The 12,728-nt window shown below is 71.2% G+C and carries 6 protein-coding genes and 1 pseudogene; 4 read left to right on the top strand and 3 right to left on the bottom strand.

The window, feature by feature from the left end:
* Positions 1-13: 13 nt before the first annotated feature.
* Positions 14-4,351 carry a tetratricopeptide repeat protein gene (locus AC069X_RS14160; RefSeq protein ID WP_478728439.1) on the top strand — a complete coding sequence of 1,446 codons (4,338 nt, stop codon included), beginning with the start codon at positions 14-16 and terminating at the stop codon, positions 4,349-4,351.
* Between the two features lie 24 nt (positions 4,352-4,375).
* Here AC069X_RS14160 and AC069X_RS14155 read toward each other — a convergent pair whose 3' ends face one another.
* Both AC069X_RS14155 and AC069X_RS14150 read right to left on the bottom strand, forming a co-directional pair.
* Positions 4,376-4,507 carry a hypothetical protein gene (locus tag AC069X_RS14155; protein ID WP_478728437.1) on the bottom strand — a complete coding sequence of 44 codons (132 nt, stop codon included), beginning with the start codon at positions 4,505-4,507 and terminating at the stop codon, positions 4,376-4,378.
* A 311-nt stretch (positions 4,508-4,818) separates the two neighbouring features.
* On the bottom strand, positions 4,819-5,325 hold the full coding sequence (locus tag AC069X_RS14150; protein ID WP_478728435.1) for a hypothetical protein: 507 nt from the start codon (positions 5,323-5,325) through the stop codon (positions 4,819-4,821).
* Positions 5,326-6,031: 706 nt separating this feature from the next.
* On the opposite strand from AC069X_RS14150, the pseudogene AC069X_RS14145 reads away from it, so the two are divergent.
* Positions 6,032-6,205, top strand: a pseudogene (locus tag AC069X_RS14145) (pirin family protein); the annotation flags it as partial.
* Positions 6,206-6,375: 170 nt separating this feature from the next.
* Here AC069X_RS14145 and AC069X_RS14140 read toward each other — a convergent pair.
* On the bottom strand, positions 6,376-10,101 hold the full coding sequence (locus tag AC069X_RS14140) for a DEAD/DEAH box helicase (RefSeq protein ID WP_478728433.1): 3,726 nt from the start codon (positions 10,099-10,101) through the stop codon (positions 6,376-6,378).
* Positions 10,102-10,698: 597 nt separating this feature from the next.
* Here AC069X_RS14140 and AC069X_RS14135 point away from each other — a divergent pair.
* Together AC069X_RS14135 and AC069X_RS14130 are read left to right on the top strand one after the other, a co-directional pair.
* On the top strand, positions 10,699-11,769 hold the full coding sequence (locus AC069X_RS14135) for a permease (protein WP_478728431.1): 1,071 nt from the start codon (positions 10,699-10,701) through the stop codon (positions 11,767-11,769).
* Entirely contained in the window at positions 11,766-12,572 is an 807-nt protein-coding gene (locus AC069X_RS14130; RefSeq protein ID WP_478728429.1) for a TIGR03943 family putative permease subunit, read from the top strand. Before AC069X_RS14135 ends, AC069X_RS14130 begins: the two co-directional genes overlap by 4 nt.
* Positions 12,573-12,728: the final 156 nt, after the last annotated feature.

Here is a 12,728-nt window from a genome sequence, read left to right as displayed (position 1 = left end):
GGGGAGCGGGTTGATGGCGGACGAGAACAGATCGGGCGACGCACGGCCGGGCGCGGAGGTGCGGGACAGCGGCGACGCCCGCGCGCTGGACGGCGGCACTGCGATCACCGGACTCAGTGAGGCGACGGCGGCCAGCGCACCCGGCTCCGTCTCGGTCAGGGCGACGGGGGCGGCGTACGCCTCGTACGGTGGGGTGGCAATCACGGGGTACGTGGCGGGCGACGTCCGTGTGACACTGCCGTCCTTACAATCCCGCTCAGTACAGGACTCCGTCCTGCCCGGCGAACGGCGCCCGCGCCTGTTCGGGCGCGAGGCGGAGATCGCCGCAGGCCTAGACATGCTGCGGCGCGGGGAGGGCGGCGATCGGGCGGCGGTTGTGGTGACCGGCGCTCCTGGCATCGGGAAGAGCGACGTCGCCCTGCGCATATCTCGGCTGGCTGCGGAGCGGTACCCGGACGGCCAGTTCCACATCAATCTCGCGCTGTCGACCGGCTCCACGGACCTCGTGTCATCGATACTTCACGTGCTCATTCCTCCCGAGCCTCCTCTGCCGGACCGCCGTGACCAGCAGCTGGCGCTGCTACGGACGACGCTCGCCGACAAGCGCGTCCTCCTGCTCGTCGACGACATCGTCTCAGAGGAGGCGCTCCTTGAGATCCTCTCCGTCGACGGCCCGTTCGCGCTGGTGGGGACCAGCCGCATCAAGCTCAGCGGGCTCAGCGGCCTGGTCCGCCTCATCGACCTCGGTCCACTACCGGCCGCGCCCAGCGAGGAGCTCGTACGGTCGGTTGCCGGCCCCGGCAGGCTGACAGGCGAGCAGACGGCCGCGCTGTCTGCGGCGTGTGCCGGTCACCCGCTCGCCCTGCACATCGCCGCGGCGCATCTGGCCCGCCGGCCCCGCGTGAACGCCGACCGCTACCTGTCCGAGATCACCAACCCCGACCGCAGCGTCAAGGCTCTCGTCGCCGGCCAGACCGCGCTGCAGCCTGTGTTCCAGCAGAGCTTCGACGCGCTCGAACGCGACCAGGCGCAGGTCTTCTCCGCTCTCGGCGTCCTGCCGCACATGTCGTTCACTATCGATGTCGTAGCAGCGGCCATCGCACAGCCTCCGCTGGACGAGGTCGACGACGACAACCTCACGGATACGGCCGCGCTCCTCGACTCGCTGGTCGAGCTCAGCCTCATCGAGCAGATCGACGACGACCGATTCGTGATGCACGAAATTCAGCACCGCTTCGCCCGGCTGACGTCCGCGCCGTGGTCGGGAACGCAACGGGCGGATGTCGTTCGTCACGCCTGTCTCGTCACAGCCGTCCGCGTGAGGTCGTCAACCGATGCGATCGGTTTCCTGGACGAGGAGGCAACCGTCCCTGCCGAAAGTAGTACCGAAGCGCTGCGGTCGCTGGACGCGGACCGTCCGGGCGCGGTCGCTCTCGTCGAAATGGCCCGGCAGTACGAGGCCTGGGACCACCTATTGCTTCTCGCCTTCGTGCTTACCGAGCATCTGCGGGTGGCCAGCCACTGGAAGGAGCTGGACCGCGTCTACCAGTGTGTACAAGAGGCCGGGGAGCTGGCCGGACACGCTAACTGGACGGCCACCGCGCTGCACAACCGGGCTGTGGTTGCCGGGCACCTCGGCGAGAGCCAGGATGCGGTGGATCTGTACAACCATTGCGCCGAAACGGCGCGCGCGGCCAACGATGCCGAGCATCTGTTCATGGCGCAGCTCGGCCTGGGGACGCTGCTGATCAACCTGGGCCGCCCCCGCGACGCCATTGAGTACCTGCGAAGCGGACTGTGCTACTGGCGGACCGTCGGGCATCATCAGGCACTCGTGCTCGCCCTAGGGAACCTGGGCAAGGCGTACCTGGCGGTCGGACAGACCCGCCGGGCCGAGAATTACCTGCGCAACAGCCGGGACCTGAGCCGGAGCAGCGGCTTTGGCGAGATGCTTGCCACCCGGTCGATCGCCAGACTGCTGAGCAGCACGGGACGAGTGGTGGAGGCGGCGGAGGAGTCCGTCCGGGACATCGAACGGGCACGGGCCATCGGCAGCCGGGAGTGGGAGGCGTGGGCGCTGATGGACCTCGCGGAGATCCCGGCCAGCGCCCGGCCGGGGTCGGCTCCGGCCGAGCCGCTCGAGGCTGCCCTGTCCATCCATCAGGAGACGGGTGACGTGCAGGGCCAGGTTCGGGCGTTGTTTCGGCTCGGTGAGGTTGCCGCGCACCGAGCTGACCTCGACCGGGCCGCGACGTACCTGGCGCAGTGCGCCGAGCTCGCTATCGGAATCGGCGACCATCAGCATGCGGCGCGCTCCCTGACCTATCTCGCCTCGTACAGTGGCGGCATCGGGCACTACGACACGGCGGAGTCGCAGTTCAAGGTCGCGTCGGACATGGCCCAGGAGTCCGGCAGCCCAGTTCTCCAGGCAGATGTCCTGCAGAAGCGAGCCCAGTTGCTGTGGCACCGCGGGAGGATCGGAGACACCGTCCGCCTACTGACCGAAGCGGAGCAGGCTCTCGCCGCCACGGACGAGAGTCGGGTACTTGCCCAGGTGCGGGCGGCTCTGGGCGAAGCCCTGGTCGTCGCGGGTCAGTGGCAGAATGGCGGCCGCATGCTGCGGTCCGTGGTCTCCGGCCTCAGCGATGTCGCCTCCCCCAGTACCCGGGCCCGGGCGACATGCGCCTTGGCCGTCCTCCACTCGCGACGGGGCCTGCATACCGAAGCCCTGTCCGCGATCACCAGGGCACTCAACGACTGCGAGCGGCACGACGACGTCAACGGCGTCCTGCACTGCCGGATGGCACTGGGTAATATCCACGCACGGGCCGGGCGGTGGGCCGAAGCTGCCGATCAGTACGAACAGACCGCGCGGGCCGCTGCCGAGCACAGAGATCTCCATGTTCTCCTCTCCGCCCGCGCGCAGGCTGCAGGCTGCATGCTGCATACTGGCAATCGGGACGAAGCGGTCGCCCTTCTGACCAAGAACATCCCGCTCGCCGAAAAGCTCGGCATGGACACTGTGCTGGCATCCCTGCACAGCAACCTCGGTGCCTGCCATGCCAAGACCGGCGACCACCCTGCTGCAGCCGCGTCCTTCCGCACGGCCCTGGAGATCAGCGAACGTCTCGATGACGGCCCCCTGCGCGCCACCTGCCTGTTCAACCTGGCCCGTGCCGAGAAGGCCGTCCATGCATCAAAGGCCGCGCGTTCCCGCGCCCGGCAGGCCTTCGTGCTTCACCAAGCACTCGGCAACTGGGCGGAGGCGGGGGAGACCCTGGTCTTCCTGAGTGCACTCCACCACGAGACGGACCCGGATGGCACCGTGCCCAGCCCCGTGGAGCTCGTGGGCGGCGGCCCGGTCGACCTGTGTGTCCTCGAATCACTCCGCGCTCGCGTCCTCCGGGGCGGTCGCGACGACGCCGTGGTGCCGTCCCCTGCCCTGCCCCGGCTGCGCAGCGTGCGGATCTCCGACACCGTGCGGCAGGCGCTGGCCGCATTCGATCTGGAGTCGCTCACGCTTCGGTTTGCCACCTCCAGGCAGTACTGCACTGTGTGCAATCTGATCATTGACGAGTCCGGCGAGGCCGAACTCCTCTACCTCCGCCACCCGGACATCCACCAACTGATGGTCCGGCTCGCGCACTCCCACTGCCACCTGTCCGACGTGATCGAACTCACCGGCCCGGCCCCCGATCGCTCCCCGGATCGCTTCGACGCCGAGTGCATCCTCTTCGGCGGTGACCGCGCCGGAATCGTCCTCGACTGCCACGGCGGCTGGGGAGCGATCAACGGCAGCCGCCGCATCGAGGACGTCATCCTCCGGCTCTTCCTGGAGTCGGGCTTCACCAACCTGCGCACCCTGTACACCAATAACGGCGGCAAGCCCCTTGATTTCCGCGACCTGCCACCCGTCCCCGGCCGGGACCTCCAGGCCCGCCTGGTCGACAACAAAATGACCCTCAGCAGCCCTCACGGCGACCTCCTGCCGGGGCTGCCGCTCAACTTCTTACCTCACTGGTACGAGCAGGCCCACCACGGCTCGCTGATCGTCATCGCTGGCCGCAACCTTCCGGGTATGGTGGCGGACGACCCCACATACCTTGAGCGCGCCATCCTCCTCGGGCAGGCTGTTGGCGCAGCCGTGCCGTTCGCGGTGGTGCGGCCACGCAGGAATGCGCCGTGTCCATGCATGATGCGGCGGGGGCGGAAGTTCAAGCACTGCTGCAGCCGGCGGGAGGGGAGGGCTGTGTCGGCGAGCGGGGGGGTGATGGGTGAGCCCAGCCATGATTTACCTCGTTGTCCGTTGCGATCGGCGACTGCGTCGAGTCTGATGCGGACGCCGCTATGACCGGAACTCCTTGTCCCGCACCCGCTAGCTGTCCCGCAGCGCCCGCTCCAACAGCTGTACCGATCGCGCCGGATCGCGCACCGACAGATAGGCGTAGTAAGGGTGTTGCGAGGACAGCTTATAGCGATAGTCCTCGCCCATGACGTTCTCGAACACTCCCAAGGCTCGACGGATATATGCCATAGTCGAGAAGGGTAGTCCTTGGTGAGTAAGGAGGAGGACGGCAGTAAGAGGAATTTCGGTTACACCGGCTTTGGTGCCGCCCTCACTGTGGTCGGCCAACGCGCCTATGTCGGCCAGAAGATCTCGCTGCTAGGCCACGTTGCAGAGGTAGACGAGGCAGCAGGTTTCTCAAAAGCTGATTGCCGCTTAACGGGGGCTCGGTGATGAGTTCCGGGGAGCGATGCCAGTGCGTATAGAATGCGCGAAATGCTCTGCATGAGGCGCCTGGCTGTCCTGGGGACGGCCTATTCGTTGATGATTCCGGTGACGGCGCAGGAAGGTCCGGTGGCCTCGGCGTCTCCGGTGCGCGCGACCCTCGACGGGCCGGGACGGCTACCGCCGGCGTTTCGAATTCCGGTGATGGCGCTGCCGCCATCGCGGGCCGTCGCGTTGCCGGTGTCGATGGCCATGTCGGCGACGCAGGCGGTGAGGGACGCAAGGAGCGCGCGCAACTCTGCTGCTGCACCAGACTGTTCGGTCCCCTCGAGGTGGCCCAGCAGAGCCTCGAACCGTCCAGCCCATAGCCCTTCCTGCCGCGCCCGTTCCGCGCCAGCATCGCCTGACGGCGGGAGTGTCAGGGCTTGGGCGGTGCGATCGAGCCGCACGATCTCCGCCCTCACGCGCTCGGCATCACCGCGGCCGACCAACTCCGCGGTGCGACGCTGCGTCACGGGCCAGAACGCGGTGCCCACGGACCGGACCACTGCCTGTCCGCCTTCTGTTGCCAGTGCCGTCAGCTCTTCGAACAGCATGTTCGCCCCCATTCGCGGCCGCATACCGCAGGATAACCTCTCACGACTCACCCGTGTACACGTTCGGAATCGTCGAGAAGTTGCTGCGGCGACAGCGGCGAGGAGCGGGTGCTGCATCTCCGAACCGTCCCGCGGGTCCACGGCCTGACTCGCCCGCTGACCGTCCTTAGCGCCGGATCCAGAGCCTTCGGAGGGCAATCGGAGGGGTCAGGGGAATCGCAGCGAGCTGCGGAGTACATGAGGACTGGTTGCACTTCGGTGTCTCGGGAGGCGACAGGCGCGCCCAAGTTGGAGTAGGGCGGCACGAGAAGCAGGTCCGGCCGCCAATGTGCACGTTGCCTGCGACGGGATTGTCGATTTTGAGGACCGGAGGACATCAGCGCAAGCCGTCGGACAGGTCGCGCAGGAAGTCTGTCGATGCCGTCGTCGGTCACGGAGGAGACGGTCAGGCTTCGTGCCGGGCCGGGGCGCATAGGGCGTCGGAGGAGCTATCGCGCGCGCCCAGGCTGCTGGTGACACCAACGCTGAGCTCAAGCGTTGAAGGACCACGAGAGGCAGACGGGTGCCCGTGGATGCTTGCTTCCACGGGTAAGCGGCAGGGAATGCGTAGTCGCGTTTCGCAGAAGCGTTCCGTTAGGAGAGGCGCTGATGCTGACTTTTACTGACTTCCAGGGGCTCGCAGCGCTCTGACCTGGGGAAATACTCAGAGATCCAATGGTTCTGGAACTGGATCGGCCGCTCCAACGAGGAGATCGTGCAGGCCCGCCAGGACTGGATGGAGGGCGATCGTTTCGGCGAAGTGAAGGGCTACGACGGTCCTCCGATCCCCGCTCCGGAGCTCCCGCCCACGCGCCTGAAGCCGCGCGGACGGGTGCGCTGACCTGCGGTTTTGCGAGGCAGGTGGATCGGCCGAGACCCGCCGAGGGACGAGGCCGGTCCGGTGGTGATCGTCAGCCGGAGGGGCTGGCAGAGGCTCAGGAAGGACCATCTTCGGGGTAACCGATCCTTCCCGTGCACGACCGGCTGGAGTCAGCGCCGATTCGTCGGCGGTTACGCGGTATCCGGCGGCCAGGTGGCGCGGTCGCGGAGGTGGTGGAACTCCGTCAGCTCGGAGGCGAGGACGTCGAAGTGCGGGAGCGGGGCCCACAGGCTGCGCTCGCCCACGACGTAGAGGCGGCGTTTGGCGCGGCTCGCGGCCACGTTGAGCAGGTGGGGGGTGCGGGCCGCCCAGTCGCGGGCGCCGGGCCGACCGCCGCCGAGCACGAGGACGACGACGTCGGCTTCCTTGCCCTGCGCCCGGTGGACGGTGGCGCAGCGCTCCTGGATCAGCTCGGACGTCCAGCCCTCACGGCCGCGGCAGACCTTCTGGCATTCGGCGACGAGGGCCCGGAAGGGGGCGATGACGCGCACGCGCTCGACACCGACGCCTTGCCGGTGCAAGTGGTCGAGGACGAACTCGAAGGCGCGGCGGTCGCGTTCGCCCCACGCTGCGTCGGACGGGCGGTTCGGATCGTCCGTGTTGAGCCACCGGCTGGGCAGCAGGCCGTCCCGTTCCGTATCGGGGAACGCCTCGTGTCTGGTGCCGTGGACCATGAGGCCGCCGTACGCGACCTCGTTGCTGACCGTGAACATCGGCTCTTCGCAGCGGCGGTGCACCCGCAGCGGCGAGCCCACCCAGACGTGCTCGTCGTCGGTGCCCGGGGCCGGCAGGTAGGTGCCGTAGCGGTTGGTCCGGTCGGCTACGGCCTGGGCGGAGGTGGCCGAGGGCAGCCAGTGCTCGTCGACGCCGTAGGCGCGCAGCAGCCGGCGCTGGAGGGCCGTGGGCATGGTGACGACGGGTTCGAGCTGGAGCGGATCGCCGACCAGCACGGCACGGCGGGCCCGCCACAACGCGCCGACGGCGGCCTGCGGAGTGGCCTGCCCGGCCTCGTCGACGAGGACCCAGCCGATCGACTCCCGGCCGAGGCGGGCGAACATGCTGCCGACGGAGGAGAACGTGGTGGAGACGACGGGCACCAGCAGGAAGAGGGTCTGCCAGGCGCACTCGACCTCCTCGTCGGGGACGTGTCCGTTGGTGCCGGCCATCAGCTCCATCAGGACCTGGAGGTTGCCGCGGACCCTTTTCGCGGCCCCGGCGACGAAGGCGCGGTGCAGGTCGAGGGCGCGCAGGAACAGGTCGCTGCGCGCGGTGGACCATGCCTCGTCGGACCAGGGCGAGCCCAACTCCTGCTCGGCTTCGCCGAGGTGCTGCCAGCCGAGCGGCAGGGACCGCAGCGTCCGGGCCGCCTCCCGCAGTTCGCGGTGGCGGCCGTCGAGTTCGCTCACGGCGACCCGCAGGTCGCGGCGGAACGAGTCGGCGGCCTGCCGGGAGTGCCGGAGGGCGGTGGCTGCCGCGGCCTCCCGCGCGCTCGCGGCGCGCTCATGGTCGAGGGCCGCGGTGAGACCGGCAGCGGCAGCGTCGACGGCGGTCCCGGACCGCGAGTGCCGGTCGGCGGCCAGGGACTCGGCGCGCACCGCCGCGGCGACCCGCTCCAGGGAGTCCTCGAGCGCGGCGCGCTGCTGGACGAGCAGGTGGGCGATCTCGGCCTGGGTGTGCTCCCGCTGCCGTTCGGCGGCCTGCCGTGCGGCCGTGCTCTGCAGCAGGCGGCGCAGCCCGCCGCGCAGGCCCCGCTCGACGGCCGGGGGCGCGTCGTGGCGGGCGGTGAGCGCGGTCACGTACTCGCGGTGGTGCGCGGCCCGTTCACGGGCGGCCGCCAGGTCCGCGCGGGCGGTGGCCAGCTCCCCGCGGGCGCGCGGCACGTGCTCGGAGGCCGTCCGGTGTCCGGCCTCGGCCGCCGCGACGGCGGCCCGGGCGGCGGCGGTGGCGGCGCCGGCCCGGTCCAGGACCGTGGTGGCGGCGGCGACCTGCCGATCGGCCCGGGACACGGAGGCCTCCAGGTCCGCGATCCGCTGCCCGGCCGACGGGGACTCGACGGCGGCCAGGGCCCAGGCCAGCCGGGTGCGCCCGGCGCGCAGCCGCTCGACCTCGGCCCGGGCCGCACGGAACGCGGCGACGGCATCGGTCCACGACGGCACGGGCCGGGCGGGCCCGGCGGCCGCGGCCCCGTCCGCCGGGGTGACGGGACCACGGCCACGGGGCTGCGGCTTGGGCGGGATCCAGTCGCTCAGGACATCCCGCATGCCGCGCAGCGGCGGCAGCCCTGCGGCGGAACGGGCGTCGGTCTCCTTCTTGGGGAGCCGGCCCCACCAGAACCGGTCGCCGAACTCCTTGCGGTTGGTCTTGTTGCCCAGCACCGCAGCGACCAGACCCCAGGCCGGCCCGCCGAGGAGTGCGGAGGCGAGGTCGGAGAAGTGGTCGGCGCCGGCCCGCCAGTGCGGGCCGAGCGCGTCGATGCCGGGCAGTTCGGCGGTGATGTTCTCCACGGCACCGTTGTTGGAGGAGGACACGACGATCTCGAACCCGGTCAGCCGCGGGTCGAGCCGCGACACGAACCGGGCGTGCCTGCCCTGGCGGTCCCTGCCCCGCCACGCCGGACCGGTGAACGCCTGCCCGGGCCGGTCGAAGGTGGCCAGCACCGCCGCCCGCTCGACGACCAGTGCGGCCACCAGGTCGCGCAGCATCGTGGTCTTGCCCGTGCCCGGCGGGCCGTTCACGGAGAACATCCCGCCCTCGGTACCCGCCCGGTCGGCCAGCATGCGGTCGACCGCGAACTGCTGGCTCAGCGCGAGCGGGCGATCCGCCGGCGCGGGCCAGCGGCCAGCCGGAACCAGGTCCGGAGCCACCCCTTCCAGGACGACCCCGCGCTCCAGGCGCACGTCCGTCCGCACTTCCACGGCGACGGCGTCGAACTCGGTCAGGTAGGCCCCCAGCGCCGGGCCGACGCCCTTGCCGAGGGCCGCGGACACCCGGGCCAGATCGGGCGGGAGCAGACTGTTCAGGAACGGCGCTGCGGCGGCGGCCTTCGCCTGCGGGTCCCGCGGGCGGTGGACCAGCCTGCTGCGCACCCGGATCACCCGCGGCCGCAGGTGGTCCTGCACCCCGCACAGGTCGGAGATCTGCGCGGTCAGGGCGACCAGATCCGCGAACCCCAGGGCCCGGGGACCGGCGCCGGCCCCGTGATCCGCGGAGGTGTCAGCAGCGTCGGCCGACGCTCCCTCGGGAACGCCCCCGGCGGCGTCCGGCCGCCCGGACTCCACCTGCTCCTCCGCGGTCCGGCGGGCCGCGACCCAGTCCGCGGCACGGCGGACCAGGGGTTCCGCCGCGCCCTGCAGCGCGGTGCCGGCAACCTCCCCGAACAGGGCCCCGACCGCGCCGACGGCAGCGCCGCCCAGGATCTCGGCGAGCAGCCGTTGCCAGCCCCCGCCGGCCGCGCCATGTGCTCCCGCCGCACCCTCGGTGCCGGGCCACCGCTCGTACGCCGTCCCGGCGGCGGGGGCGGTGGGGCCGTAAGGGATGGCAGCGGCCGTGAGCTCGTCGATCGCTCCGCCGAACGCGTCGTCGAGCTCCTCGAACCCGTCGAGCCATCCAGGTGTGGACGGCCCCGGATCGAAGAGGCGGCCGGTCGCCCAGGCGCACGCGGAGATCACGGACGTGTCTTCGAGCGGTCGGCCCTCATCGTCCAGGACCAGCGCGAACATCGCGCTCTGGCCCGACAGCACCAGCTCGGTCTGTGGCACGCCGGGGTCGGGATCGGTCCCGGCGGGCAGTACCGCGATCATCGCCTGGCGGAGCAGCTCCAGGTCGAAGACCCCGCAGTAGACCTCGTGGCGCCACATCTGGCCGTGTGGTGCACGCCGTGCCCCCGTCTCCGGATGGTCCGGAGCCCACGGCAGTAGCGGTGGTACCCGGCCTGGCTCCGGCGTCAGGTCGATGACGTGCTCGTCCCTCGGCCCGGAGCGCGCAGCGGGCCGCCGGCGGGGCAGCGCCGGAATGGTCGGCGGACTGAACAGCTCGATCGCGCGCCAGCACTCCAGCAGGGACTCCCGCCGACGGTCCTGCGCGTGTCCGCTCCGCACCCACTGCCCCCGTGTCGCACGCGCGGCATTCTGCCGCTCCCCTGAAGATCAGTCGTGTCGCCGAATCTACCGGACCGTCAGCAGCCCGGCTCCCGGTCAACGGATCCTCGGTGCCGGAACGCCCGGGCGCACAGGGCCGGTTCGGTCGACTCGGGTGCGGGGCGGAAGGTGCCCGTCTCCGACCCGCCCGAAGCCCAGGGGGCGGGTGCGTGGGGCCGCTGGTTCGGGGGTGGGGCGGTGTTCGTGCCGGCCCTCCCGCTCCGCTCGATCAGCGGATGATAGATGAATATGATTTTCGTGAGCTAGTCTGTGCCCGCTCGCGCCGGTCACCTCCGGGCGGGCCGGGCGCGTTCCGCCGTGCCCCGGAGGACGGAGAACGAGGGGCGCAGCGTGGTCGAGGGTTCGGCGAGTGCGGTGACGGCACCACCGCCGCCTCGCGTCTCGCAGGGCGGTGAGGGCGGCCCGGGGCGAGGGCGCCGGGCGACGGCCGGGTCGCTCCTGGTCGAGGCCGTCGTGGTCGCGGTGCTCGCCGGGCCGTGGCTGGAGCGGCGTTTCGGGCTTGAGGCGTTCGGGGCGTGGCGCACCGTGCTGGTGGCGATCGTCATGCAGGGCGTGCCGTTCCTGATCCTCGGCACCGTCGTCTCCGCGGCCATCGGCGCGTTCGTCCCCGCCCGGGTCTTCTCCCGGATCCTGCCCCGCAACCTCGTCCTCGCCGTTCCGGTGGCCGGTGCCGCCGGCGTGGTGCTGCCCGGGTGCGAGTGCGCCTCGGTGCCGGTCGCGGGCAGCCTGATGCGGCGGGGCGTGGCTCCCGCGGCGGCCCTGACCTTCCTGCTCGCCGCGCCCGCCGTCAACCCGGTGGTGCTCGTCTCGACGGCGGTCGCGTTCCCCGGCCGGCCCGAGATGGTGGCCGCGCGGTTCGCTGCCTCGCTCGTCACCGCGTTCGTCATGGGCTGGCTGTGGATCCGGTGGGGGCGCGACGAGTGGCTGCGGATGCCGGCGCGGCCCGCGGGGCACACGTCCGGCGCGGGCCGGCTGGAGACCTTCCGGCGCGGGCTGCAGCACGACTTCCTGCAGGCGGGCGGCTTCCTCGTCGTCGGCGCCATGGCCGCGGCGACCTTCAACGTCCTCGTACCGCCGTCCGTCCTGGAGGCCTTCTCCGGTGCTCCGTGGCTGGGCGTCCTCGTGGCGGCGGTGCTCGCGGTGCTCCTCTCGGTGTGCTCGGAGGCGGACGCGTTCGTCGCGTCCTCGTTCACCGGCTTCTCGCCCACCGCCCGCCTCGCCTTCATGGTGGTCGGCCCGATGGTCGACATGAAGCTGATCGCCCTGCAGTCGGGGGCGTTCGGACGGGCGTTCGCGGTGCGGTTCTGCGCCGCCACGTTCGTCGTGGCGATCCTGTGCTGCGTACTCGTCGGAGGCGTTCTCCTGTGACCGGACGGCCTTCCGCCCGCGCGGCGCGGCCGGGCCTGCTCAGCGGGCTCGGTTCACCCTTCCTGCTGGTGCTGACGGGCTCGGGCCTGCTGAACACCACCCTGCGCAGCGACGTGTACCTCCGGTATGTCAAGGAAGGGCTGCGGCCGTACCTCGTCGCGTCCGGATTCCTGCTGGCCGCCCTGGGCTTCGCGGGGCTCGGAGTCGAGCTGGTGCGCCGCCTGCGGGAGCTTCCGGGGGAGGACGACACGGAAGGGCCTGACGGCCACGGCCACGGGCATGGTCACGGGCACGGCCACGGCGGTGCGACGCGCGTCGCCTGGCTCCTGGCCGTACCCGCCCTCACCCTGATGTTCGTCGCCCCGCCCGCGCTCGGCTCGTTCACGGCCTCGCGGGACGGGGCCGCGTCCGCCGTCGAGCGGAGCGCCTACGGGGAACTGGCCGACGCGCGGGTGACCCCCATGGCGCTGGGGGAGTTCATCGGACGCTCCGTGCACGCGCCGGAGACCCTGGGCGGCCGCGAGGTCCGGCTGCTGGGGTTCGTCTCCGCCGGCAAGAGCCCGGGCACCTGGTACCTCAACCGCCTGAAGCTCAGCTGCTGCGCGGCCGACGCGCGGACCCTGCACGTGGAGATGCACGGCGCGGAAGCACCCGGCAACGACACCTGGGTCGAGGTCACCGGCGTCTGGCGGGCCGGGCACGTCTCCGTCGAGGACCCCGTGCCGGCCATGGAGGTCGGTGCCCTGAAGCCCGTCGGGCAACCGCGCAACCCCTACCACGACGCGCCGCCGACGGACGGCTGAGTCCGCGGCCGGGCGGTGCGGGCTTGGAGCGGGCGGGGCCCATGGCCTCCCGAGGCTCCCGTTGCTCCAGGTCAGATGCGCTTCTCGGGTATTTGATCAAGAACGGTAAAGGTGCCGTGTAAACGGAAGGCGGCCTGCGGGTTCCATTGGTTCAAT

It is taken from the genome of Streptomyces sp. NPDC043896 (assembly GCF_056435605.1).
The sequence above is the reverse complement of the archived record's forward strand: the minus strand, read 5'-3'. Positions and strand labels throughout refer to the sequence as shown.